Annotated in this window: 23 protein-coding genes and 1 pseudogene; 16 read left to right on the plus strand and 8 right to left on the minus strand. The window is 66.1% G+C overall.

Annotation, left to right across the window (positions count from 1 at the left end):
* Positions 1-237 precede the first annotated feature (237 nt).
* From ACQKDV_RS00485 to ACQKDV_RS00500, 4 genes are read left to right on the plus strand one after another with little or no spacing between them, the layout of a single operon-like run.
* Positions 238-1176, plus strand: coding sequence for an acyl-CoA dehydrogenase (locus ACQKDV_RS00485; RefSeq protein WP_427781886.1), 939 nt, complete (start codon positions 238-240; stop codon positions 1174-1176).
* The gene (locus ACQKDV_RS00490; RefSeq protein WP_427781843.1) at positions 1164-1916 is read left to right on the plus strand and encodes a PIG-L deacetylase family protein; all 753 of its coding nucleotides are present in this window, start codon (positions 1164-1166) and stop codon (positions 1914-1916) included. Before ACQKDV_RS00485 ends, ACQKDV_RS00490 begins: the two co-directional genes overlap by 13 nt.
* Positions 1913-2500 carry a class I SAM-dependent DNA methyltransferase gene (locus tag ACQKDV_RS00495; protein ID WP_427781844.1) on the plus strand — a complete coding sequence of 196 codons (588 nt, stop codon included), beginning with the start codon at positions 1913-1915 and terminating at the stop codon, positions 2498-2500. The genes ACQKDV_RS00490 and ACQKDV_RS00495 overlap by 4 nt, the downstream gene beginning before the upstream one ends.
* Positions 2497-3213, plus strand: coding sequence for a glycosyltransferase (locus tag ACQKDV_RS00500; protein ID WP_427781845.1), 717 nt, complete (start codon positions 2497-2499; stop codon positions 3211-3213). Before ACQKDV_RS00495 ends, ACQKDV_RS00500 begins: the two co-directional genes overlap by 4 nt.
* Positions 3214-3413: 200 nt before the next feature.
* Here the strand turns inward: ACQKDV_RS00500 and ACQKDV_RS00505 are convergent, their stop codons facing one another.
* Positions 3414-3800 (minus strand): response regulator, encoded by a 387-nt coding sequence (locus ACQKDV_RS00505; RefSeq protein ID WP_427781846.1) that lies wholly within the window; start codon positions 3798-3800, stop codon positions 3414-3416.
* Between the two features lie 520 nt (positions 3801-4320).
* Between ACQKDV_RS00505 and ACQKDV_RS00510 the strand changes: the two genes are divergently transcribed.
* Entirely contained in the window at positions 4321-4980 is a 660-nt protein-coding gene (locus tag ACQKDV_RS00510) for an NAD(P)-binding oxidoreductase (RefSeq protein WP_427781847.1), read from the plus strand.
* Positions 4981-5175: 195 nt separating this feature from the next.
* Entirely contained in the window at positions 5176-5727 is a 552-nt protein-coding gene (locus ACQKDV_RS00515) for a cysteine hydrolase family protein (protein WP_427781848.1), read from the plus strand.
* Between the two features lie 122 nt (positions 5728-5849).
* Here the strand turns inward: ACQKDV_RS00515 and ACQKDV_RS00520 are convergent, their stop codons facing one another.
* A complete protein-coding gene (locus ACQKDV_RS00520; RefSeq protein WP_427781849.1) occupies positions 5850-6743 on the minus strand; it encodes a LysR family transcriptional regulator in 894 nt (297 codons plus the stop codon).
* A 15-nt stretch (positions 6744-6758) separates the two neighbouring features.
* The gene (locus tag ACQKDV_RS00525) at positions 6759-7793 is read right to left on the minus strand and encodes a YeiH family protein (protein ID WP_427781850.1); all 1035 of its coding nucleotides are present in this window, start codon (positions 7791-7793) and stop codon (positions 6759-6761) included.
* Between the two features lie 165 nt (positions 7794-7958).
* Here ACQKDV_RS00525 and ACQKDV_RS00530 point away from each other — a divergent pair, with 165 nt between their 5' ends.
* From ACQKDV_RS00530 to ACQKDV_RS00555, 6 genes are all read left to right on the plus strand, one after another.
* Positions 7959-9146 carry a YbfB/YjiJ family MFS transporter gene (locus ACQKDV_RS00530; protein ID WP_427781851.1) on the plus strand — a complete coding sequence of 396 codons (1188 nt, stop codon included), beginning with the start codon at positions 7959-7961 and terminating at the stop codon, positions 9144-9146.
* Between the two features lie 137 nt (positions 9147-9283).
* Complete coding sequence (locus tag ACQKDV_RS00535) at positions 9284-9532, plus strand: hypothetical protein (protein WP_427781852.1); 249 nt, start codon at positions 9284-9286, stop codon at positions 9530-9532.
* Positions 9533-9674: 142 nt separating this feature from the next.
* The gene (locus ACQKDV_RS00540; protein WP_427781853.1) at positions 9675-10472 is read left to right on the plus strand and encodes a DUF4198 domain-containing protein; all 798 of its coding nucleotides are present in this window, start codon (positions 9675-9677) and stop codon (positions 10470-10472) included.
* A gap of 30 nt (positions 10473-10502) precedes the next feature.
* Positions 10503-11408, plus strand: coding sequence for an EF-hand domain-containing protein (locus ACQKDV_RS00545; RefSeq protein WP_427781854.1), 906 nt, complete (start codon positions 10503-10505; stop codon positions 11406-11408).
* A 113-nt stretch (positions 11409-11521) separates the two neighbouring features.
* Positions 11522-12973, plus strand: a complete 1452-nt coding sequence (locus ACQKDV_RS00550; protein WP_427781855.1) for a DUF2271 domain-containing protein — start codon at positions 11522-11524, stop codon at positions 12971-12973.
* A 125-nt stretch (positions 12974-13098) separates the two neighbouring features.
* Positions 13099-15459 carry a TonB-dependent hemoglobin/transferrin/lactoferrin family receptor gene (locus ACQKDV_RS00555; RefSeq protein WP_427781856.1) on the plus strand — a complete coding sequence of 787 codons (2361 nt, stop codon included), beginning with the start codon at positions 13099-13101 and terminating at the stop codon, positions 15457-15459.
* Positions 15460-15697: 238 nt separating this feature from the next.
* Here the strand turns inward: ACQKDV_RS00555 and ACQKDV_RS00560 are convergent, their stop codons facing one another.
* Positions 15698-17884, minus strand: coding sequence for a TonB-dependent receptor plug domain-containing protein (locus ACQKDV_RS00560; protein WP_427781857.1), 2187 nt, complete (start codon positions 17882-17884; stop codon positions 15698-15700).
* Positions 17885-18173: 289 nt separating this feature from the next.
* Between ACQKDV_RS00560 and ACQKDV_RS00565 the strand changes: the two genes are divergently transcribed.
* Positions 18174-18380, plus strand: coding sequence for a hypothetical protein (locus ACQKDV_RS00565; RefSeq protein WP_427781858.1), 207 nt, complete (start codon positions 18174-18176; stop codon positions 18378-18380).
* Here ACQKDV_RS00565 and ACQKDV_RS00570 read toward each other — a convergent pair.
* Positions 18319-18774 carry a DUF4172 domain-containing protein gene (locus ACQKDV_RS00570; protein WP_427781887.1) on the minus strand — a complete coding sequence of 152 codons (456 nt, stop codon included), beginning with the start codon at positions 18772-18774 and terminating at the stop codon, positions 18319-18321. The genes ACQKDV_RS00565 and ACQKDV_RS00570 overlap by 62 nt on opposite strands.
* 35 nt (positions 18775-18809) lie before the next feature.
* Between ACQKDV_RS00570 and ACQKDV_RS00575 the strand changes: the two are divergent.
* Positions 18810-19005, plus strand: a pseudogene (locus ACQKDV_RS00575) (alpha/beta fold hydrolase); the annotation flags it as partial.
* A gap of 60 nt (positions 19006-19065) precedes the next feature.
* On the opposite strand, the gene ACQKDV_RS00580 reads toward ACQKDV_RS00575, so the two are convergent.
* Genes ACQKDV_RS00580 through ACQKDV_RS00590 form a run of 3 tightly spaced genes read right to left on the minus strand, consistent with a single transcriptional unit; the run spans position 19066 to position 22973 of the window.
* Positions 19066-20454, minus strand: coding sequence for a c-type cytochrome (locus ACQKDV_RS00580; RefSeq protein ID WP_427781859.1), 1389 nt, complete (start codon positions 20452-20454; stop codon positions 19066-19068).
* 10 nt (positions 20455-20464) lie between these two features.
* Positions 20465-22240, minus strand: coding sequence for a GMC family oxidoreductase (locus ACQKDV_RS00585; RefSeq protein WP_427781860.1), 1776 nt, complete (start codon positions 22238-22240; stop codon positions 20465-20467).
* 4 nt (positions 22241-22244) lie between these two features.
* Positions 22245-22973 carry a gluconate 2-dehydrogenase subunit 3 family protein gene (locus ACQKDV_RS00590; RefSeq protein WP_427781861.1) on the minus strand — a complete coding sequence of 243 codons (729 nt, stop codon included), beginning with the start codon at positions 22971-22973 and terminating at the stop codon, positions 22245-22247.
* Between the two features lie 187 nt (positions 22974-23160).
* On the opposite strand from ACQKDV_RS00590, the gene ACQKDV_RS00595 reads away from it, so the two are divergent.
* Positions 23161-24087, plus strand: coding sequence for a LysR family transcriptional regulator (locus ACQKDV_RS00595; RefSeq protein WP_427781862.1), 927 nt, complete (start codon positions 23161-23163; stop codon positions 24085-24087).
* Between the two features lie 47 nt (positions 24088-24134).
* The gene (locus ACQKDV_RS00600) at positions 24135-24572 is read left to right on the plus strand and encodes a hypothetical protein (protein WP_427781863.1); all 438 of its coding nucleotides are present in this window, start codon (positions 24135-24137) and stop codon (positions 24570-24572) included.
* The last annotated feature ends 106 nt before the right edge of the window (positions 24573-24678 follow it).

Here is a 24678-nt window from a genome sequence, read left to right on the forward strand (position 1 = left end):
TGGCGAGGCGCCATCCCTGCATGCCTGGACGAGCCAAGGCCGACCCGTCGTGAGATCTTCCTGACCATGATGGAACAGGTGGTGCCGGTGCGCGGCATCTGAATGCTTCAGCGCGCTCCTGGGCAACAGCGATGGGCACCCGCCGCCAAGGCATTCATCCGCCCGATACATCCGAAAGACAGCAATGTGACTTGCCGGGGCCTACGTTGCAGGTTCAATCCCTGCGACAACAATACGATGCTTGCTCCGGTGCTGCCTTCCCCATTATCCAACCTGGCCAGGCAACGCCTGTTGCAGGTGCCCGGTCTTCCCCTTCCGGGTGGGGGCCGCACGCTTGAGCGGTGGCGCGCGCTTGCCACCCTGGGTCACGAAGATCTGTGCTTGGCCAAAGTGCTCGAAGCCCATTTTGACGCGGTAGCGATTCTGCATGAACTGCATGCACCCGTTCCGCCTGAGCAGCTGCTGGCGGTGTGGGCAGCGGACGGGCCGGCCTGCACTCTGCGGCCCGATACGGCGGGCCGTCTGCACGGTGACAAGCCGTGGTGCTCGGGAAGCGATCTGGTGGACACCGCACTGGTGACCGTCAGAGGCGATGCAGGCGTCCAGTTGTACAGAGTTGACGCGTCACAATGGCATTGCATGGACAATGAACCGTGGCCGGCTGCGGGAATGGCCGGAGTGCCATCCACCACGGTGCGCTTCGATGGTGCGCAGGCAGACGCCATTGGGCCGATCAATGCGTACCTCGAGCGTCCCGGCTTCTGGCACGGTGGCGCAGGCGTCGCCGCAGTGTGGTTTGGTGCAGCCAGCGCGCTGGCCGAGCGCATGCAGCATGACTGCAGCGAGGGGCTGCGCGCGCGCCTGCTGGGCAAAGCAGATCTTGTTCTGGCTCCTGCCGCCGCCCTGCTGCGTGAGCTGGCCGCGGCGATCGACGCGGCACCGCAGCTTACCCATCGGGTGCAGGTGACACGCGTACGCAGCGTGGTCGAGCGAGCCGCAACCCAGGTGCTGGACCTGGCCGGTCGCGCGCTTGGCCCCGCGCCAATGTGCAGGGAGGATGCCCACGCGCGGCGCTGGGCCGATCTGACGGTGTTCCTGCGCCAGAGCCATGCTGACAGAGATTGGGAATGGCTGGGTGAGCAGTGCGCCAGGCAGGTCATGCCGTGGTCGCTGTAGCCGCCATCCACGGCGTTGGATCGGACGAGCAGGCATGGGAACGCTGTGACTGGCTCTGGCAGCAGCCTGAAACCACGCTTGCCGAGCTGTGTGCGGGCGTGAGGCGGATTGTGGTGGTTGCGCCGCACCCGGATGACGAAGTGCTGGCCTGTGGCGGGCTGCTGTGTGCGGCCGCAGGCATCGGGCTGCAGGTCAAGGTCGTGGCGGTCACCGATGGCGAGGCCTGTTACCCGGGTGAAGCCTGGTGGACGCCGCAGCGCCTGCGCCATGCGCGCAGGGGAGAACTGCGCGACGCGCTTGCCGATCTCGCCATTGATGCGGGATCCATCGTCCATCTTGGTATTGCCGATGGAAAGGTCAACGCCCACGAGACGGCCCTGGAAGACTGGCTGTGGCAGACCCTTCGCGAGGACGATCTGGTCCTCGCACCCTGGCGCTTTGACGGCCATCCCGACCATGAAGCAGCCGGGCGCGCGGCATGGCACGCCTCGCGGGCAGCAGGATGCGCACGCTTGGAATACCCGGTCTGGGGCTGGCATTGGCTGGATCCAGCCTGGGCCCACATGGCGTGGGAGCAGCCGCGACTGCTCGACATCTCTGCCGTTGCCGCGCGCAAGCGCGGGGCCATCGCCCAGTTCCGTACCCAGACCGGCGATGTGCCCCGTCTGCACGCCCATCCCATCCTTCCGGCCCACGTCCTCATCCGCTTCTACCGTAATCACGAGGTCTACCTTGCATGAACGCTCAGCCGTACTTCGACGAACTTCATGCCAACGATGATCCGTTCGGCTACCGCACCCGCTGGTACGAAGAACGCAAGCGGGACTTGCTGATGGCCAGCCTGACCCGGCCCAGCTTCCAGCGCGGCTGGGAGCTGGGATGTTCCAATGGGGTGCTCACCGAGTGCCTGGCCGGCCGCTGCGAGCGTCTGCTGGCCACGGACATCAGTCCCCGTGCCGCCTTCCAGGCACGCCGCGGTCTGGCTCATCTGCCGCACGTGCAGGTGCACTGCGCACAGCATCCACAGCAGTGGCCTGCGGGCAGGTTCGATCTCATCGTCTGCGGCGAAATGGGATACTACCTTGGCCCTGCCGCGTTGGTTGAACTGCGCGACGGGCTGCACGCGGCGTTGAAAGACGACGGTGTGCTGGTCGCCTGCCATTGGCTGCCGTCGTTCCCGGGCCGTGCCAGCCGCAGTGTGCTGGTGCACGAACGCTTGGGACACGGCCTGCATGAGGCATTCTGCTACCGCGACAATGACTTCATCCTGCAGGGCTGGACGCGCACGTCGCTTTCCCTGGCCAGTAACGAGGGATTGAGGTGATAGGCGTACTGGTGCCGGCGCACAACGAGGCTGAGCACCTGGCGGCGTGCCTGCGTTCGCTGGCCGTGGCCGCCATGCACCCAGGCCTGGGCGGCGAACCGGTGCAGATCGTCGTTGCACTGGACGCCTGTAGTGACGGCAGTGCCGATGTCTGTGCAGGCATGGGGGTGGGGACTGTCAGCGTGCAGGCACGGTGCGTGGGCGCTGCACGCGCGGCGGCGGCGGGCATTCTGATCGAGCGCGGTGCAGGCTGGCTGGCCAGCACCGACGCGGACAGCGAGGTGCCCTCCGACTGGCTGGTGGCCCAGCGCGGTGCGGGCACTGACGTCTTCTGTGGTGTCGTCGATCTTGGCGAACTGGCGCCGCAGTACGCCGGTTTGCGTAGCCGTTTCCAGCGCGGCGAGCGATGGGGGGCAGGGCATGGTCGCGTGCATGGGGCAAGCCTCGGCGTCTCGACTGCGGCCTACAGGCGCGCAGGTGGCTTTGCTGCACAGCGGTGTTCGGAAGACGTGGATCTCGTGCGCCGTCTTGAGGCCATTGGCGCGTCGATCTGCTGGGCGGGCGCCCCCGTGGTGATTACCAGCGGCAGAGTGTGCGGTCGCGTTGCAGGCGGCTTCGCCGACCATCTGGCAGGCCTGGTCGCTGTGGACACTCCGGACCTTCGGCGACTGACCGTAGCCTGTCCCCCGATCCATCGGGCATGCATACCCTGAGCACGTGCGGGAGCATGCGCTGGCGCTCCCCTTCCAGCGTGGCGTCTACACCTGCCAGCGCCGCGAAGGCAACCTGCCGTTGTGCATAGGCAAGCGAAGCCAGATGCGCACGCGCGGGATGGACCACCTGCGCGCACCGTGAGAGGCTGCAATGCTGCATCTCACAGATGGGCAGGCAGAGGACGCAATCCCTCCCGGATTCAGCCGGTGCGGGACTGGGCAAGCGTCGCGCGTACCGCCTCCTGCAGCTGCGGGATATGGAAGGGTTTGGCAACGAACCGAGCGTTCTGGTGCCGTGCTGGTACCACCTGATCATAGACAGCCGATGCGAACAGGAAGGGAACTCCGAGTTCGGCCAATCGATCAGCGACAGGGAACACGACGCCGTCACCCAGCTCGATGTCGAGAATTGCCGCATCGAAGGTTCCGTCTCTCAACAACGTCAAGGCCTCGAAGACGCTCTGTGCATGGGTGACCGTATTGCCTTGGCCGGACAAGGCGTCTTCCACCAACTCAGCCAGGTCCAGTTGATCTTCCACCAGCAGAAGGCCGTGTTCGCCTGATCGCCGTTCGCTGTACTGCTGCATGCTGCATGCTGCCCGTTGAATTCCGTTGATCGTACTTTCCTCGCCCATGCATCAAGAAAGCGTTGCCGACTGTATGCGGAATGCGAAGAAGCAGAGGTGTGTCCCTTCACTGCGGCACTACGGAGTTCGCCTCAATGTCGCGCCATGGAGGGGGCATGGCCAGTGCAGCTGCTGGGTTGATCCGCGTCGGCTGTGCGGGAAACGATGCGTCATGATTCCGCGCCGCGTGATGCATCAGTCCTGCCGTACCCGTTTCTTCTGCTGCATCAGCCTTGTTCCAAGCGTTGCGTCGGCGTGCTGAGGTGGCGGTGGCCTGCGAGGGCCACTCAGGTGGGAGCAGCCGCTCGGCGCGTCCCTGTCTGGGTCACGATGAACATCACCGCGCAGAGTCACGTCGTTGGCGACGCCCTTCGGCTGCAGGCGCTGCGGGTGGACAAGGGTTGCGCATCACTGGGATGCAGTCACGGTGGATTGGATATCAGCGGGCCATAGTGAGAGCCGTATCCCTCGGAGAGTTCGAATGACGCAGGTTTTCATCGTCGGCGCCGCCGGCAAGATCGGTCGTCTATTGGTGGAACAGGCCAGCGCACGTGGACATCGTGTGCTGGCGCTGCACCGTGCGCGGGGGCAGGGTGCCGATATCGCGGCCCTCGGTGCGCGCCCCGTGCAGGGTGACCTGCTGCAGCTGGACGCCGTTGCACTGGCGGGTCTGATGCAGGGTAGTGACGTGGTGGTGTTCTCGGCCGGTGCGGGTGGCAAGGGCGGGGCGGCGATGACTGCTGCCATCGATGGACGCGGGCTGGAACTGACCGTCGCGGCGGCCCAGCTGGCCGCAGTGCCGCGCTTCCTGCTGGTGTCAGCCTTTCCGGAAGCGGGTCGCGGCACGCTGCGCTCTGACACGTTCGAGCACTACATGGTGGTGAAGAAGCGTGCCGATGTGCATCTGGCCGGCAGCCTGCTGGACTGGGTGATCCTGCGCCCCGGCACGCTGACCGATGAACCTGGCAGGGGCCGCGTCCGTGCGGGCCTGGCCATTCCCTATGGCAATGTTGCACGCGCCGATGTCGCGGCCATGCTGCTGGCGCTGATCGAGCACCCGCCGCTGCGTCGCTGCATCATCGAACTCACCGAAGGCGACACACCGGTCTTCGAGGCGCTGCAGGCACTGTCACCGCCATGAGGGTTTGACCGTCGCAATGTGCTGACGCAGAATCGGTCCCACGGTCTTCCGCGCAACCACAGTCGCCACGACTGCCTCTGGCGGGTCATGAGGTCGTTGCGTGAGATGAAGCAGTGCGCCCTCACAGGACCCCGCCCGGCGTGGACGAGGCCTTTTTGTTTCTCCGTCCGTGCTCACTCCCACAGGAGAAACGCCATGGATCCTTCCGCTTTCCGTCGCCGTGGCCTGCTGGTCATCGACATGCAGCAGGGCCTGTTCAACGGCGCGCGTCGCCCGTACCGCGCTGACGAGGTGCTGGGCAACATCAACGCGCTGATCGACCGTGCACATGCCGCTGGCGCCCCTGTTTTTGCCGCACGCCATATCGGCCCCGCGGGTACGCCGCTGGCCAGCGACAGTGCGCTGTCGCAGCTGCTGGCGGAGCTGCGGATCGATCCTGCGCGCGACACCGTATTCGACAAGACCCGTCCGAACTGCTTCTTCGATACAGGGCTGGCCGACCGGCTGGCCAGCGCCGGCGTCGAAGAACTGGTCATCGTCGGCATGAAGACCGACTTCTGTGTGGATACCACCAGTCGCGCCGTGCGCGACCTCGGGTTTGCGGCCGTGCTGGTGGCCGACGCGCATACCACCACCGATTCGCCGGTGCTGGAAGCGCAGCGTATTGTCGATCATCACAATGCGACGCTCGGCGGTGCCTTCGTGATGCTGGTGGCCAGCGAGGACTGCACGTTCGCCGATTCCTGATGGCTCAGCGCAGCGCGTCCTTGCGGGCACTCAAGGCGAGGATGACCACGGTAACCCGGTAGAGCCGAGCCATGCCCGGCTGATTTTTCCGTGCGGTCGAGCAAGGTCGACTCTACTGGCAGTCACGACCGGCCTGTTCGCTCTTCACGTACCCGCTGCAGGAAGGCCTCCACCGCGGGCACCTGGTAAGCGCCTTCGCGGCGGATGATGCTGAGCGGACGCTGCAACCCCAGCGCCCGCACCGGAAGACGTGCCAAGCTTCCGTCCTGTAGATCACGCACCACGCTGATGCGGGGCAGCCACGCGATGCCGCCGCCATGGATCGCGGCCTGCTTCAACGCCTCGGTATTACCGAATTCCACGATGCTGCCGGTCTGTACGTCCAGTTGCTGCAGCAACCCGGCAATCAGCTCGCGCGTACCGGAGCCCGGCTCGCGCATCAGCAGTGGCAGCCCGTTGATGTCCGCCGGGCTGGCCCGTCTGCGTCCGGCCAAGGGATGCTGCGCTCCCACCACCGGTATCAGTTCATCGCGGCTGAATTCCTCCACGATCAGCCCTTCAACGCGGATGGGCCCCTCGACAAACCCCACCGTAAAGCGCAGGTCGGCCACGCCCTGCGCCACCTGCTCGGTATTGCCGACGAACAGCGAGATACCCACCTGCGGGAACTGCGTGCGGAACCCCGCCACGTAGCGCGGCAGGACATAGGTGCCAATGGTGTTGCTGGCACCCATGGACAGCTGCCCGGCGCGGGCATCGGCGAAATCACGCATCGCCGCCTGTGCGCTGTCGGCCACCGCGAACAATCGGGCCGAGTAGGCATGCAGCACCTTGCCCGGTTCGGTCAGGCGCATCCCGCGCGGCAGCCGCTCGAACAGCACCACTCCCACGCGTCCCTCGAAATCTTTCAGTTCCCGCGACAGCGCCGGTTGGGACACGCATACGCGGATCGCAGCGGCGGAGATGCTGCCGGTCTCGGCGATGGCGTGGAAGATGGCCAGGTGATGAAGGTTCATGCGCGTGGGCTTCGGTCAGAGCTGCCCGATAAAGTACTGCACCACGAGGCTGCTGGTCGCCACGGCCACCCACACGCCCAGACCCAGTGCAATGGGACGAAAGCCGCTGGCGGCCATGCGCCGCAGGTTGGCGGAAAGGCCGATGGCGGACAGCGCGAACACGATCAGCACTTCAGCCAGCGTGTGCAGCACCGGCAGCGAAGCGTCCGGCACCCAGCCCGCGGTGCGCAGGCCCGAGGCTACCAGGAACCACAGGATGAACCACGGGAAGATCGCTCCGATCCTGAAGCTGCCCGCCGCGTCTGTCGTGGTGCTGCGCCGCCTGGCCAGCGCCGCCATCGCCACGGTCAGCACCAGGCACACCGGAATGATCAGGGTCGAGCGGGTCAGCTTGACGATCGTGGCGAAGCCGCCAGCCAGATCACTGTAGGCGTAGCCGGCGGCCACCACCGACGAGGTGTCATTGATGGCCGTGCCTGCCCACAGGCCGAAGCCCTGGTCACTCATGTGCATCAGGTGGCCGAGCAGCGGGAACAGCAGTACGGCGACCAGGTTGAAGAGGAAAATGGTGGAGATGGAAAACGCCGTATCGTGATCGTCGGGCTTGAGAATGGGGGTGACCGCCGCAATCGCCGAGCCACCGCAGATCGCCGTGCCTACGCCGATCAGCACCGTCAGCTTGCCTTCCACGCGCAGCCAGCGCCCGAGCAGCCACGCACTGAGGAAGGCCACCGACATCGTCACCAGCGTTACCGACAGTGATTCCATGCCGGTCTTCAGCACCTGGTCCAGGCTTAGCCCGAAGCCCAGCGCGATGATCGACCACTGCAGCACCTGCTTGCCGCCGAAGCGGATGCCGGCGTCGAAGCGGCTGCCCGGCCAGAGCAGGTTCTTCAACACGATGCCGAGCACGATGCCGAACACCGGCCCGCCCACCAACGGCAACGCGTGCCCCAGCAGAAGGGCGACCGCGGCAACGCCGGCGGTCAGCAGCAGACCGGCATGATGACGTGAGGTCCAGGCGGCGGCGGGGAGCAGAAGGCGGTTCATTTCGGCAACAGGATGGGGCGGGATGGCCAGTCTGGCCCTGATCCAGCCATGCATCCAATACAAATAATCCAGTGTGTCCATACCAAAATTGCATGGCTGCGCCTCCGTCCGACCCCTGTACCATCGGCAGGCGCAGACCCACCGGGGCCCATGGCGGACGATGTAATGACCAAACCTGCTGTTGATGGCCGCACCACACCGCTTCGCGTCATCCTTGCGGGCATCTGTGCGCTGGTACTGACCGTCGGCTTGGCCCGTTTCGCCTACACGCCCATGCTGCCCATCATGAAGGCGCAGGCAGGCCTGGGGTATGTTGCCGCCGGTTGGCTGGCCGCGATCAACTATGCCGGCTACATGGCCGGTACCTTGCTGGCGGCATCGACAGGCGATCTACGCCGCAGGTTCGTGTTCTACCGCATCGGCCTGGTGGTGGCGGTGGTCAGTACGGTGGCCATGGGCCTTACCCGGAATCCACTTGCCTGGGGCGTGCTGCGGTTTCTGTCCGGGCTCTCCAGCGTGGCCGGGTTGCTGCTCGCTTCGGGGCTGGTGTTGAACTGGCTGCTGCGGCATGGGCATCGTCCGGACCTGGGCCTGCATTTCACTGGCATGGGCCTGGGGATCGTCGTGTCCGGTGTGGCCGTCGCCCTGACACTGCCTGTGCTGACCTGGCCTGGGCAGTGGATCGCGCTGGGGGTGCTGGGCCTGTTGTTTTTCGTGCCTGCCTGGCGATGGATGCCGGCCCCGCCGCCCGCGTCCCGTGCGGCCGGTGCACAGGTCGCGCGGCCGCCGCCGGCATCGGGCGCGTGGATGCGCCTGCTCAATGCGGCCTATGTCTGTGCGGGCTTCGGCTTTGTCATCGGGGCCACCTTCATCGTCGCCATTCTGGAAAGGTTGCCTGTGCTGCACGGCCGGGGCGGCTGGGTCTGGGTCATCGTCGGCGTCGCCGCGCTGCCCTCCACGTTTGCCTGGGACCGCATCGCTCGCCGCATGGGCGCCACCCGCGCCTTGCTGCTGGCGTACGTCCTGCAGGGCGCAGGCATGCTGCTGCCAGCGGTGTCCGCAAGTGCGGCGGTCAATCTGCTGTCGGCGGCCCTGTTCGGCGCCACCTTTGTCGGCATCGTCAGCCTCACGCTTGCGCTGGTCGGTCGGCATGTGCCGTCCAACCCGTCCAAGGCGATGGCGCGCATCACGCTGGGCTATGGCGTGGCGCAGATCCTGGGGCCGATCATCGCCGGCTACATGGCCAGGGCGACTGGCAGCTACCAGGGCGCCCTGGTGGCAACGGCGGTGTTGATGGGTTGCGGGGCACTGCTGCTGTACGTGGCCGATCGCCGGGAGCGAGCCGGCAGGTAAGGGGTTGCCACGGCCATGCTTGACGGGCAGCGCAATCGACGCTGAAGATCGGCACCACCCGCCAACGCTCAAGGATCGATCATGGCTGGCTTCAAAGCGTACTTGCAGGAAGGCATCGCGTACGGCGAGGTGGATCCATGAAAGTGCTCTGGGCACTCACATTCGTCATCGCCGTGGCTTGTGCCGGCTGGGTGGCCTGGCAGGTTCATTGGGGCGGCGCCTGGATCTTCCAGGCATTCGGGCTGGGTGCGGTGGCGTCCCTCGTCTGTGTCATCACCGCCGTCGCTGTCGGGGGCCGCAGACGGCGGCTGATGGCTGGGATACTGCTCGCCGGTTATCTGCTGACCTTCATCAGCTCCATGATGGCGATTGGCAACGTCCGGTAGGTCAAGGGCGAGCTCCGATTCGCGACGGTACATTTCGCCAGATTTCACTAATTGATAACCAATCTCAATTGGCATAGCATTTCGTCCGCCAGCCTCGGACCCTCGTCTCGCCAGCGCCCACGCTCCCCGACACGAAGGCCCCATGAAGACTCTTTCCCTGCCCGCCACCGCCGCGCTGGCGCTGGCTGCATCCCTGCCGGCGTACGCCCACACGCCCTACCTGGTGCCCAGCAACTTCGCGCCACGGGCAGGGCAGGCCATCGCCATGGATGCCGCGTTCGCCGAGACGTTCTTCGTCCCCGAAACCGCGTTCGACGACAGCCAGTTCACGGTCTCGGGCCCGGACGGCAAGCAGGTACCGCTGCCCTCGCAGGTGATGAAGACCCGCACGGTGGCCGAGTACACGTTGCCGGCAGGTACTGGCACCTACCGCCTCAGCACAGGCCCGCGCCTGGGCGCGCTGTTCCGCACGTGGGAAAAAGACGGCAAGCGCGAAAGCTCGCGTGACCCGGCGGTGAAGATTCCGGCCGGTGCCAAGGTGATCTCTGATTTCCAGTCGCTCACCCAGGCCGACAGCTACATCAGCGTGGGCAACCCGGACCGCGCCGCGCTTGCACCGCGCAACAAGGGAGTGGAGCTGGTACCAGTCACTCATCCCAACGATCTGTATGTGGGTGAGACCTTCGATTTCATCGTGCAGTACGACGGCACGCCGCTGGCCAACCAGGCCGTGGAAGTCACCGAAGCGGTGTGGAGTTCGGATCGCACCCCGCAGGTGGTGAACCTGAAGAGTGACGCCGCCGGGCACGTGCGCCTGCCGCTGTCCGCAGCCGGTACCTGGATTGCCTTGACCCGCCACCGCACGGCCGCGCCGGCTGGCGCGCCGGTGGCCGAGTACAGCAACAGCGTCACGCTCTCGTTCCGCGTGCTCAACCCCTGATTTCCCTGTAACACCGCCTTCGAGGTCGACATGAAAACCACCGTGCTTGCCAGTGCGTGCGTTGCCGCGCTGCTGCTTTCCTCCGCTGTTTCCGCACAGACCGCGCCCGGCCCGCGCCCGCTGGTGGGCGGCCACGGCAACAACGTGCTGGCCTTCATTGCCGAGCACGACGACAACGGCGATGGCCGGGTAACCTGGGAAGAGTTCGAAGCCTTCCGCCGCGCCCGCTTCGACGCCACCGATACCGACCGGAATGGCACCGTGGAAGAGGCTGAGTACGTGGCCGAGTTCGATGCCCGCGTAGCCGCCGAAATCGAGCGCGAACGCGCCGCCCAGATCGAACAGACCAAGGCCCGCTTCGCTGCGCTGGACACCGACAGGAATGGCCAGATCTCTGCCGCTGAATTCAATGCGGCGGGCGAGAAGACCTGGGTGGGTGGGCAGAAGGCACTGGCCAGCAAGGGCGCGGATGCCAAGGCCGCACCGCAGCGTGAGGCAAAGACCGCTGCCGGCGCGCAGCGCTTCGACAGCCAGCCGCGCAGTCGCCTGGGCATGCCGACCAGCCATACCGCAGCCGGTTTCCTGGAGCTGTACGACGAGACGGGTGACGGCAAGGTCGACCGCGCCGAGTACCAGCGCGTGCGCGATGCGCAGTTCGCCCGCACCGACAGCAATGGCGATGGCCAGTTGAGCCTGGATGAGTACCTGGCCGAGTTCGAAACCCGCGTGGACCGCCGCATCGATGCGATGGATCAGGGCGGCGTCCGCCAGGTCCACGTACGTTTTGGCGTGCTCGATGCCGACAAGGATGGCCACATGACCTTCGCCGAGTACCAGGTGTCGGGCAAGCGCCTGTTCGAGACCGCTGACCGCAACAAGGATGGCGTGGTCGATGCGGCGGACGCCAAGGTGGCGCCGCCCGCACCGCGCCGCTGATGTTCCAGGCCACCCCGTTGCGGGTGGCCCACCGCAGAAAGCGTTGTTCCGTTTGCCGGCCGGCCCGCCTGAACAAGACGGGCCGGGTGGCCCCGTGCCTGATCGAGCCTTCGATGACGTCCCCTTCGACCCTGCTGCTGTCCATCTGCCTGACGTTGTGCGGCCTGCATGCAGGCACCGCCCGTGCTGCAGAACTGCATCGCGACGATGTGCTCGGCACTTCGCTGGAGCTGCGCATCGATGCGCCGGCAGCGCAGGCGCGTGCCGCCGAGCGTGCGGCGCTGGCCGAGATCGAACGACTGGATGCCGTGCTCAGTCGGTGGCGGCAGGACAGCGAGCTGAATCGCTTCAATGCCAGCGTCACCCCACAGGCGCTGTCCAGCGATCTGCGCGCGGTGTTGGCTTTGTGCGAACAATGGCGCGAACGTACCGAGGGGCTTTTCAGCTGTCGCCTGGGCACGCTGGCACAGCGCTGGCGGCAGGCGCAGGACAGCGGCGTGCTACCCAGCCGTGTGGAACTACGTGCGCTGGCTTCGGCCGCTGCCTCGGCCGAGGTCAGCCTTGAAGAGCGCCAACCGGTGATGCGCCCGCAGGCCGTGGTGTTCGATGTGGATGCGCTGGCCAAGGGTTACATCATCGATCACGCTCTGGCGGCAGCCCGTGCTGCGGCACCGGCGGCCACCGCCATCGGCCTCGACATCGGCGGCGATGCCCGCTATTGGCAGGCCAATAATGCAGGGCAGGCGTGGGCGGTGGGCGTGGCCGATGCCCGCGCCCCACGTGACAACCAGGCTGCACTAGCCACGGTGGGCCTGCGCTCGCAGGCCATTGCGGCCAGCGGCCATGCCACCCGGGGCTACACCGTCGGCCGCCGGCAGTACAGCCATATCCTCGATCCCTGGTCGGGCTGGCCCATGCAGTTCGCACCGTCGGCGACGGTGGTGGCGCCCGATGCCAGCAGTGCCGATGCGCTGGCCACGGCGCTGTCGGTGATGCCGATCCGCTCGGGGCTGGAACTGGCCGATGCACTGCCCGGTGTTGCCGCGCTGATCCTCAGCGATACCGGTACCGCCTTTGCTTCGCAGCGCTGGCCCACACTGCTGGTGCCCGGCAGCGGGCAGGTTATCCCGCCCGAACAACTGGTCATCGACTACCAGGTACCCGCGCTTGAAAGTGAGCGTTACCACGCGCCGTACCTCGCACTGTGGATCGCGCGCGAGGATGGCAGCCCGGTGCGACAGCTGCTGGTGCTGGGTGAGCGTTCCCGCTACCTGCAGGATCTGCCGCAGTGGTGGCGCCGCTATGGCCGCGATGATCTGCCGGCCATCCAGGGCATCGCCCGCCCGACCCGAATGCCCGGCCGCTACTCGGTGGCCTGGGATGGCCGCGACGACCGCGGGCAGGCGTTGCCGCCTGGCGCATACCGGGTGCAGGTCGAGGCGGCGCGGCAGGGCGGCGGTCATGAATTCCTTTCGGTCCCGGTCGACACAGAGCAGCACACCGGGGTGCCGGTGACAGCGAAGGGGCGCAGCGAGATCGGCGCCCTGCAGGTCACCCAGCCCTAGGCGAAACCCTTCCCCCTTGCTCCCAGCAACGCAGACCGTGCCGCATCCCGGCGCTCCGCAGCCAGGAACGCTCTGGGCCACTTGGCCCATGGGCACCACCACCTTCCACAACTGCGGAGTCTCCGATGAAACTGCAACGCTCACTGCTGGCCCTGGCCGTCGCCACCAGCCTCGCCGTGCCGACCCTGGCCCGCGCTGCGGCGCTTGATGCTGACAGCACCCTCGACACCATCCAGGTGACCGAGACGCGCAGGAAATCCGACAACCAGAACGTCACCACGCTGTCGGCCAGGAACCTGCAGCAGCAGGGCGCGCAGAGCATGGAAGATGCCATCCGCTACGTGCCCGGCGTGGAAATGGTCGATCTGGGCCGTGCCGGTTTCAACGGCTTCAACATCCGCGGCATGGAAGCCGACCGTGTCTCCATCACCCTGGACGGCCTCAGCTTCCCGCAGAGCATGGACCCGGGCACCTACCAGCCCTACGAATTCTTCCGCTCCGGCCGCGGCAGCGTCGATCTGGAAGCGGTGAAGACCGTGGAAATCATCAAGGGCGCAGATGCCATCACCGCTGGGAGCGGTGCGCTCAGTGGCGCGGTGATGTTCACCACCAAGGACCCGGCGGACTTCCTCAAGGCCACCGGCAACGACAGCTTCGGTTCGGTCAAGTATGGCTACACCGGTTCCAGCGACGAGAACATGGGCTCGCTGACCCTGGCCAACCGCACCGGCAAATTCGAATCGCTGCTGGTCTATACCCAGCGTGATGGCCACGAAACCGAGTCCTGGTATGGCACCACCCTCAACCGCCTCGGCCCGGGCCGGCGCACGCCTGATCCGGTCGACCGTGAGAGCGGCAATCTGCTGTTCAAGGTCAACTTCCTGGCCACCGACACCCAGACCCTGGGCGTGGTGTACGAGCGCGCACGCTCCACCAACGATGTCGACAACTGGACCCGCAGCGATGGCAACGGCTCGTACTACTTCCGCAGCGCCGAAGACCGCAGCGACCGCGACCGTTACGGCCTGAAGTACACTTGGCACGCCGACAACGCGCTGTTCGACACACTGGAAGCCACCGCCGACTACCAGAAGAACTACATCCAGGGCCAGACCAATGTGCTGGTGGCCAATGGCACGGTGGCCACCTATGGCACCCGCTGCTCGGTCACCGACCCGTGCTCGCGCCAGGAAAACCGTTGGGACACCCAGAAGCGCAACCGCGTCGCACTGGACTTCGACAGGAGCGTCGAGGCGGCCGGCCTGCGCCATGACATCGTCTATGGTGCCGCCTGGCAGCAGGCCAGGATCCACTGGAACTCGGTGGATTCGCGCTGGGGCAACGGTGGCACCCTGTTCACCCGTGACACCGATCCGTCGCTGTGGCCGGACACCCGGGAGACCGACCTGACCGCGTACGTGCGCGACCGTGTGCGCCTGCTCGACGATCGTCTCAGCCTGACCGGTGGGCTGCGCTACGACAGCTACAAGTACACCCCGGAAACCTCGGCAGGCGGCAACGGTCAGTCCGGCTACGAGGACGACGCGGGCAGTGTTGGCGTCTCCAAGTTTTCATCGCCGACCTGGAACCTCGGCGCCGAGTTCAAATTCACCGATACCCAGTCGCTGTGGGTGCAGGGTGCCCGTGGTTTCCGCGCACCGGGCGTGAATGACATGTACGGCAGCGCGTCCAGCACCGATTACACCCGCGTGTCCGACGGTGCGACGGTGTCGCTGCCCGATGGCCGGAGCAACCCGGATCTGGATGCCGAGCGCAGCCTGAACCTGGAACTGGGCTGGCGCTACCAGAGCGACCGCCTGCGCGTGGGCGTGTCGGTGTTCCGTGACAAGTACAGCAACTTCATCGACACCGCGCAGTACCTGACCGACGAAGGCATCCAGTATCGCAACAGCCGCGGCGTGGTCAGCAACGGCTACACCTACACCATGCCCATCAACCGGGGCGAGGTGGAAGTGAAGGGTGTTGAGGCCGAGGGCATGTGGCTGCTGGCCGATGACTGGCTGGCGCGCGTAGCGTATTCGTACAACGAGGGCACCGACAACGATGGTGAGCCGCTGGCCAGCATCATCCCGGCAAAGGCCGTGGGTGGCCTGACCTACAACGCGCCGTCGCGCCGCTGGAGCATCACCGCCAACCTCACCCACCAGCAGCGCAAGGATCCGTCGGACTACGGCAAGAGCATCACCAACGGCAGCTACGGTGTTGAAGTGGTGCCGGTGTATGCCTACAAGGCGCGTGAATACACCCTGCTGGACGTGTTCGGCAGCTATGCCATCACCCCGAAGATCAACCTGACCGCAGGTGTCTACAACGTGTTCAACAAGGAGCACTACCTGTGGAACCGCGTGCGTACCGCCGGTGCCGGCACTGCCATCTTCCAGGGCGCCACAAGCCCTGATGGCATCGGCCGCTGGTCGCAGCCGGGCCGCAACGTGCGCTTCACCATCAGCTACGACTTCCTGTAAGCAGGGGAGGGGCCGGAGTCAGTAGATCCACGCCATGCATGGATGGACCGCCGAGGAGCATCCACGCACGGCGTGGATCTACTGGCGCGGTTGGATGGTGCATCCACGCACGGCGTGGATCGACCGACGCGGTTGGATGGTTCCGGCCCCGGTCGGCGCGAGGCGAGGTTATGCAATCCCAGTAGATCCACGCCATGCGTGGATGAACCGCCAGGAATCATCTACGCCACAAGTGAATTTAAAGCTGCCTCTCATACTGCAACTTGATACCCATACGGCTGTCGCTGCCGTAATAACGTGACACCGCGCCCTCCGCATCTCGATAGACCACCCGCGATCCCTGCCGCTGCTGCAGCACATTGCTCAACGACAGGCTCACCCGACTCGCATCGTCCAACCTCCAATCAGCAGAGACATCCAACGTGCGTTCCGGCGTCGATGTCCGGCTCCATTCGTGGCTCAACCGGTTCGTGCCGCCCCCGCTGTAGCTGTAGTCCGCCTGGGCTGCGAACCGCTGCGATGCCTGCCAGTGCACGCCCAGGTTGCCGCTCACCGGGGTCTGGTCCGCCAGCCGGTTGTCCGGTCCGGGCACCGAGGCGACACGCGAGACATTGCGGGTCAGGTTGGCCGTGACCTGAAGATCGGCATCGGTACGCACCAGATCGGCCAGTGCGAAACGTGCGTCCAGGGTCAGCCCCTGCGTCGTTGCTCTGCCAGCGTTGTACGGCGTACTGATCCACAGGCCGTCCTGCACGTACAGCCTTCGCAGCACGACATCGTCAATGCGCCGCGCATAGGCCCCCACGCTAAGCAGGCCATCCTTGCCGAAGTAGTGCTCGTAGGCCGTGTCCACACCCCACGCCACTTCCGGGCGCAGCGCCGGGTTGCCCTGCTGGTCGGGGTTGGCCGGGCCATTGCTGTTGTTGACCGAGTAACGGCGTGGCAGCAGCTGCCACGGCTGTGGCGCACTGAAGGTACGGGCCACACCCAGGCGGAACTGATCCTTGCCGGCAGGGGAGGGCTTGAAGACCCACTGCGCAATGGGGCTCAGTACGCTCGAGCGGTTGTGCAGCGTCCCCGTGGCGCGGCTGCCCACGGTTGTCTCAAGCCCCTCCCAGCGCAGCCCCAGGTAGGTCTGCAGGCGAGGCGTCGTTCGCCACTGGTCCTGCGCGTACAACGCCAAGCGACGGATCTCCGCCCGCAGATCGTCGTCAATCAGGTCCAAGGGCCTGCCGTCCGCCGCACGGTCGCGCTGCACGCGGCGCTCGTTGCGTTCGGTATAGGCTCCGTCCCAGCCAAAGGCGAGGTCGTGCCGTTCACTGAACCCACTGACGTACTTGCCAGTGCTGGAATAGGCGGTATGGGTGGCGCGCGTACGCACGCTGCGGTCCAGTGCGAAGTCGCCTTCGGAGGCGAAGCCGAGGAACGCGAAATCCACGTCGCGACTGAAATGCATGACGCCGAGTTTGACGTCCAGCGTGTCGTGCTCACCGATCCGGCGCTTCCACTGCCCATCACTCTTGGCGGTCCATGTGCGTGAATCGTTGATCCAGCGGTTGCGCGGGTAGTCGCTGGGACCGCCCTCCAGCACCGTCTCATCGCGGTCGCGGGTCCACGCCTCTTTCCGGTACTGAAGCAGGTTCTGCCAGCTGACTTCGTCACGCTCACCCAGGGTCCAAGTGAGCTTGGGCGCGATGTTGAAAGTCCTGGTCTGGCCGACATAGCGTTCGCGGGTGCGGCGGAGGTACAGCGGCAGGCCCTGCGCATCCAGGGCCTGATCGTCGATGACGGCGTCCTGCCGCTCCTTGGGTGCTGACGCGGTCGCGCTGACGGACCAGGCCAACGCCGGCCGCTTTCCGGACATCAGCACGGTGGCAGCCGGCATGACGCCCCCGCCGGCCTCTGCCGCACTGAGCTTGAGCGTGCGCTGGCGCGACTCGCCATTCCGGCGCAGAACGATGTTGATTGTGCCGGCAATCGAGCGGGTGCTGTACTCCGCCACTGGCGTGGGCAGAACCTCGATGCGTTCGACCAGCTCCGGCGCGATGGAATCAATCGAGAACCCTGCCGGGGCCGGGGTGCCATCGATCAGGATCTGCACGTAATCGCCGCCGAGCCCGCGCATGCGGATGCCGTCGGCGGTGACCGTCACGCCGGGAAGCCGGCGCAGGATGCTGGCGAGGCGGTCGTCATGGTGCCGGAGAATGTCCTCGCGGCCGATGCTGACACGCAGGGTAGGCTCCTCGCGCCGCAGGTCGGTCGTCGAAGGGCCGGTGACCTTGACGGTCTGCAGATCGGTCGCGCGGCTGTCCTGCGCGGGTGGATCGTTGGCCTGCGCGGTGCAGGCGTGGGCCAGTGTCGCCAGGTACAGCGCCACGCTTGAGGCCAGGCTTCGCTGCGGTGTGGCGCTCGGGTGGGGTCGCACGCGTCCATTCCTTGAGTGGCGATGAGTATTGCTGCGTCGGCCACTCTATCGAGCCCAGCCCGTGCGCAGCAGCGGATTGTCGTTGCAGCTGGCATGAGCTGGATTCATGCCGTACATCCGCACACGCACGCGATGTACGATCACCCCCCCTCAGATCCCACGAAAGTAAGCACCATGGCGGGATCCCTGTTTCCAGCAGTGTTCAAGATGAAATGGTCCTTCCCGGTGACGGACGAGAGCGAACTGCTGGCAGGGGGCGAGGTTGATCCGACCACGACCCGGGGTGTGCATGTCATCACCGATTGGGGTGGGCGGCGGTCTGGCTCCGCAGCACGGGCTCTCTGCGATGTACGAGAACCGCGTACAGGGTGTGCAGACGGTCATCATCGAGCCGCCATCCAGCGTCGAAGAAATGGAGGACATCCTGTTGTCCTTCATTCAACAGGAAGATGCATGGAAAACCGAGGAGAGTTCCAACTTCTACGATACCCGCTGACAGGCGATGCCGCGACCTCGTCGAGTCGAGCAGGCTCGACTCTCCGGACTCCTTCAGCTGACCGAGTCGTCGGGTGAGTGGCCGGCAGCCAACGGTGCCACTGCAGAAAGCGCTCCAGGTCCAAGAGGCGTTCCGCGTGGCGCGTTGCATCAAGCATCAGGTTGACCAAGCGTTCCGCACGCGTTGTCGCGTGGCGGGTGCCGCCTTCGACTACGCCCAGCCGGCGCGCCAGAGATGAGCGGACCGTGCCGACGTCCAAGCGCTCGCCCTCGATGGCCGACGAGGTCACGATATTCGACAACAGCGTGTCCGGAACATCCTCGGCCTGAAGCCGGTTGCCTTCTGCGCGTTCCATCCCCAGCAGTTGTCGCTGCAGCAGATCACAGGCCCGCAGGGGCGCCGCGACCGCCTCCGCGTGCCAGGCGAAGCGCGGACCTCAAGAAATTCGACGTGCCGCCCTGGTCATCCACGGCGACGATGATCAGGGCGGCACGTCGACATTTCCGGCCGTCAGTCGGCCAAGCTCATCAAGGGCGCAAAGCTGATCGTGTATCCGGGGGCGCCGCACGGCCTGACTGACCCGCACAAGGACAAGGTCAGCCAGGATCTGCTGGCGCTGCTACAGCGGAATCAAGCAGCGGGAGCCCCGGCTGATGCCGGAGCTCTTCTACTTGCAGATGGCGCGCTACTTCGCCGATGCTTCGTCCGCAGACGCATCCGTCGGGTCGTGCGCCACATCCTCACGGCGTCGCTCCTTCTCCAGCTGCGTCCTTGCCTCCTTCGCCTGGTCTGCACTTACGGCCGAAGCGTGGTTACCGAACTCTTGGCGCACGAACGTCGCCAGCTGCGCGATCTCTTCATCGCTGAGGCGGTCGGCAAACCCCGGCATGCCCAGGTTGGACGGACGCTTGGCGGTGGAGGGCAGGGCGCTGCCGTGCAGCAGCAGGCGCACCAGGCTGACCGGATCATCCGCCAGCACCGTCGGGTTGCCGGCAATGGCCGGGAACACCTGTGCATGGCCCTTGGCATCGGTGCGGTGGCATGCCGCGCAGTTGTCGGCATACAGCTCGGCGCCGCGGCTGTCGTTGATACCGGCCTGCAGCTTGCGTGCAGTGGCGTCGTCGGTCGTGTAGGACGACGGTTCCTTCGCACTGGCGGGCAGGCTCTTCAGGTACACCGCCATGGCCCGCAGATCGGCCTCGGTCAGGTGCTGGGTGCTGTGCATCACCACATCGGCCATCGGCGTGCCGACCACCGCGCTGTGTGCATTACGGGCGGTGCGCAGGGTGTCCACGATGTCCCCGCTGCTCCAGCGGCCCAGGCCATCGGCCGCATTGCCGCGCAGGTTCACAGCGTTCCAGCCGTCAATGACCTGGCCACCGGCCAGGTATGCACTGCCGGTTTCATCCAGCGCCTGCTCCTGCAGCGCAAACCCGCGTGGGGTGTGGCAGCTGCCGCAGTGGCCCAAGCCCTGTACCAGATAGGCACCCCGGGCCAGTTCGGGACTGGAATAACGGCTGGGATCAAACGCCACAGCATCCGCTTCAGGCGCGAAGGTCTTGCGCCAGATGGCCAGCGGCCAGCGCATCGACAACGGCCAGGGAATGTCCGCCGCGCGGTTGGCCTCTTTCACAGGTGCGATGTCGCCTTGCAGGAAGTAGGCATGCAGTGCACGCACATCCTCGTCGGTCAGCCGCGCATAGGACGGGTAGGGCATGGCGGGGTACAGCGTGCGGCCATCGGGGGTGATGCCATGGCGCAGGGCACGGTCGAAGTCATCCAGCGAATAGCCGCCAATGCCGGTCTCTTTGTCCGGGGTGATGTTGGTGCTGTAGATGTTGCCCAGCGGCGAGGCCACGGCCAGGCCGCCCGCAAAGGGCTGGCCGCCGGGCCGGGTGTGGCAGGCGGTGCAGTCACCGGCGGCGGCCAGGTAGCGGCCGCGCTCGATCAGCGCGGCATCCGGCGCGGCGCCCTGGGCCAGCACGCGGGTGCGGGTGGGAAGGAAGGCGTAGGCAAGTGCCAGCAGCAGCACGATCAGGGCCAGCGCCACGCACCACAGGAGAAGCTTCTTCATCGGAGTCTCCTCATGCCTGCACCAGCGGGCCCGGATCGGGCAGGTACTTTTCGCGGATGGCGGTGGCCGCCCAGTACGCCAGCCCACCCACCAGGCCGGTCGGGTTGTAGCCGTTGTTCTGCGGGAACGCGTTGGCGCCGATCACGAACACATTGGGCACATCCCAGCTCTGCAGGTAGCGGTTCAGCGCCGATGTCTTCGGGTTGTCGCCCATGATCGCGCCGCCGCAGGTGTGCGTGCTCTGGTACTTGGTGATGTTGTAGTGCTCGCCGTCCTTCTTGGCATCACCGCTCATCGACAGCGGGTTGAGCGTACGGCTCATTTCCATCGCCTTGCCGACAAAGAACTGCGACGCCTTGATCTCGTTCGGGTGCCAATCGAAGGTCATGCGCAGCAGCGGCCGCCCGAAGCTGTCCTTGTAGGTCGGGTCCAGACTCAGGTAGTGCTGGCGGTAGGCCATGCACGCGCCCTGCACCTCGTAGTAGAAGTTGTGGCGGAAGTTGTCCGCCGCCGCCTTCTTCCACGCCGCACCCCAGCTGGGCGTGCCGCTGGGAACGTTGATGCCGCGCACCGGGCCTGCGCCCGGCTGCCGCGCCCACACCAGGCCGCCGCCGACGAAGCCCGCCTTGGTGTTGTCCAGCTGGTTGCCGTTGAGGTCGTCCATGGTGGTACCGGCACCGCCGATGCCGATGAAGCCGTTGGCCTGCACGTCCTTGTCGAAGAACAGCACCACCCGGTTGAGGTTCTGGTAGGAGTAGTTGCGGCCCACCGTGCCGGTGTTCGATTCCGGGTCGTACGGCGTGCCGATGCCGGACAGCAGCATCAGGTGCACGTTGTACAGCTGGAACGCGCACAGCAGCACCAGATCGGCCGGCTGCTGCACTTCACGGCCCTGCGCATCCAGGTAGGTCACCCCCGTGGCCTTGCTGCCGGTGCTGTCCAGGTCCACCTTCAGCACCTGCGAATGCGTGCGCAGCTCGAACTTCGCGCGCTGCCGCAGCACGGGCAGGATGCAGGCATTGGGGCTGGCCTTGGAATAGTTCAGGCAGCCATAGTCGCTGCAGAACCCGCACGCATTGCACGGGCCCAGCTGGCAGCCATACGGGTTCACATAGGGGCCCGACGCGTTGGAGGCGGGAATGGGATAGGGGTGCCAGCCCATTTCCCTCGCGGCCTTGTAGAACAACTCGCCGCCCAGGTAATTCGGGTTGGGGCCCAATGGGTACTCGGCCGAGCGCGAACCCTCGAACGGATTGCCGCCAGCCTGCACCACACCGTTGATGACACCGGCTTTCCCGGATGTGCCACACACCAGCTCGAACATGTGCAGGTGCGGTTCCAGCTCGGCATAGGTCACCGGGAAATCCTGGATGGTCATGTCGGCCGGTATGAACCCCTTGCCGTAGCGCTCTTCCACGTTAGTGCGCAGCTTCATGTCTTCCGGCAGAGGCCGGAAGTGCGCCCCCGACCAGTGGCTGCCCGCGCCCCCCACGCCGGTGCCGGGTTTGAAAGAACCCATCTGGCGGTAGGGCACGGCCGTGTCGGCCGGTGTGTGGCGGATGGTCACCGTTTCCTGCGAAAGGCTCTGCAGGTAGCGGCGGTGCACCGACCCTTCCAGTTCGTCCACCACGTTGGGGTAGGCAAAATCAGGCTGGGTATCGCGGTCGCCACCGCGCTCGAGCGCAACCACGTGCAGGCCGGCGTCGGTCAGTTCCTTTGCCAGGATCGCCCCGGTCCAGCCCATGCCGACAATCACTGCGTCGACTTTCGGTTTCGTGATGGCCATGCGCTCAGCCCCTCCGCCCAGCCAGATCGACCGGCGGCAGCGGGTACGCCTTGTCGCGCACGCCAATCCAGTCCAGATAGTCGGCACGCATGCCCGGGTAGCCGATCATCTTCCACGCGGCCATGCCCTTGTTGGCCCCGTATCTGGGATCAGCGAAATAACCGTTCTTCACCTCTCCCAGCAGATTGGAGAAGAACAACTTGCTGGAAATCCCCTCCAGTTCCAGCTTGCCGCCCTCGGCGGCTTTCAGCAGCGTTTCCTGCTGTGCGTGGTCCAGCTGGGCGAATGCCTTGCCCTGGAACTGTGCGCGGCACTGCGCATCAAAGGCGCCGATGCCCACGCGCAGGATATCGCGCAGCGCCAGCTTGCCTTGGTAGCCGAACTCGCTGGGCGCTTCCAGGAAGGGGCCCTGCATGTACCAGATATCGCCCGCCGCGTACGGCGTCTGCATGTGCCGGTCGAGGAACTCGGGCACGCCCGATTCAACGGCGCCGGGGCCGGTCTCGTCGGCCGGAATCAGCCGGTCGCACGCCGCCTGGACGAAGGCCCACTCGGCGGCGTTGAAGAACTGCGGCGTGTAGTCCGCTGCCGCCGGTGCGGTGCCGTGGTCCGCCGCGGGTGCGGCAGCAGGACCGCAGCCGGGCAGTGCGGCGGCTACGGGAATCAGTGTGAGGCCCTGGAAAAAGCGGCGGCGGGTCAGCGCCGGGGCGCTCTGGTCTGGTCCATCGGTCATGGGTCTGGCTACCTGGAGGGTGGCTATGGCACAGCATGGCGCGCATCCCGTCGCGGCAGTGTGCGTATTGAAGTCATTGCGGCCCGCATTCCCCAGCGGGCACTACACGCCACATTGTGTGGATGTACGACTGTTTCCGGAATGGCAATATGGGAAAGGCACTCTTGCCGAACAGGAAACCATCGCCGTGATCGAGGACCTCAACGAGCTGCGTACATTCGACCGCATCGTGCATGGCGGCAGCCTATCGGCAGCGGCGCGTGAGCTGGGCATCTCGCTGGCGGTGGTCAGCAAGCGCTTGTCCGCGCTTGAGCGCCGACTGCAGGTACGCCTGCTTAACCGCAGCACCCGGCAGGCCTCGCTCACCGATGAAGGCCGGCTCTTCCTGCAGCATTGCCGCCATGTGCTGGACGCGGTGGACGCCGCCGAAGCCGCACTGGAACAACGCCAGGACGTCGTGGCCGGGGTGCTCACGCTCACCGCGCCCAATGGATTCGGCCGCCGCCACGTCGTGCCGGCGGTGCGCAGCTTCCAGCGGGCCCATCCCGGCGTGCGTGTGCACCTGAGCCTGCGCGACGAGATCGTGGACGTCGTGGGCGAGGGCATCGAACTGGCGCTGCGCTACGGCGCCCTTGATGATTCGCGCCTGGTGGCGCGCGAACTGGCCCCCAACCGGCGCGTGCTCTGCGCATCACCGGATTATCTCCACGAACGCGGCGTTCCCCGCTGCCTGGCCGATCTCCAGCAGCACGACTGCATTGCCAGTGGCAGCCCGCCGGTCAGCCACTGGCGGTTTGTCCAGGGCGACGGAACCGTCTCCGTGCCGCTGGCCGCCAGCACGCTGTGCGATGACGGCGAAGCGGCGCAGCAGTTGGCGATCCAGGGGGCCGGCATTGCCCGCAAGTCCATCTGGGATGTGGCCGAAGATCTGCACGCCGGCCGCCTGGTGGAAGTGCTGGCCGACCATGTGCTGGCCACCTCGCCCCTGAGCGCCGTGCATGGCCCGGGTAAACAGCTTGCGCCGAGGGTGCGCGTGTTTCTGGAGCATCTGCTGCGGCATCTGCAGGGCACGGTTGCGTGGGGCTGTGCGGCGGGCGGGTCACACCACGGCTGAGGAAAACGGTCTCAGCGTGTGCGACCGTCATCCGTACGCTGTCCCTCATGTTTCCGTCCTCCGCTCACCCAGGCATCCGCACCGCTCCCATCCCTTCCGGCTGGGTCCAGACCGGCGAACGCTGGGCGCTGTGGTGGAACGCCCGCGAAGTAGCCGTCGTTGCCCCCGACGGGCGCCCGGATGTTCGGCTGTGGATGCAGGGCCGGAAGCCGTGGCAGTCCAAGAGCGTGCGTGCGGCCAGCATCGCCCAAGGAAAGCGCTTCGCCGAGCGCTGGTGCGCAGCGCGGCTTTACCCGCACCTGCGGTTGCATGAGGCGGTCGCGCGGCTGGTGGATGCCACGCTGCTTTACGACGTCCCCTCATCGGCCACGTCGCTCCCGCCCATTGAACGGCAGCAGGTGCGTCGCCTGGCCGAGGCGGGCGGCCCTGATATCGCCCGCATCAAGCAGGCGCTGGAAGCACGCCGACCGCTACAGGCGCACTGAGCGGATGCGACGGCACGCAGTCCATGACTGGCCGTGGGCTGCGCCAGCAGACGTCATTTCGCCATCAATACACTGTCCCGGCGCGCGCCAGAAAATCGACGCTCTT

The organism is Stenotrophomonas sp. NPDC077659 (assembly GCF_050268705.1).
Taxonomy (GTDB): Bacteria; Pseudomonadota; Gammaproteobacteria; order Xanthomonadales; family Xanthomonadaceae; genus Stenotrophomonas.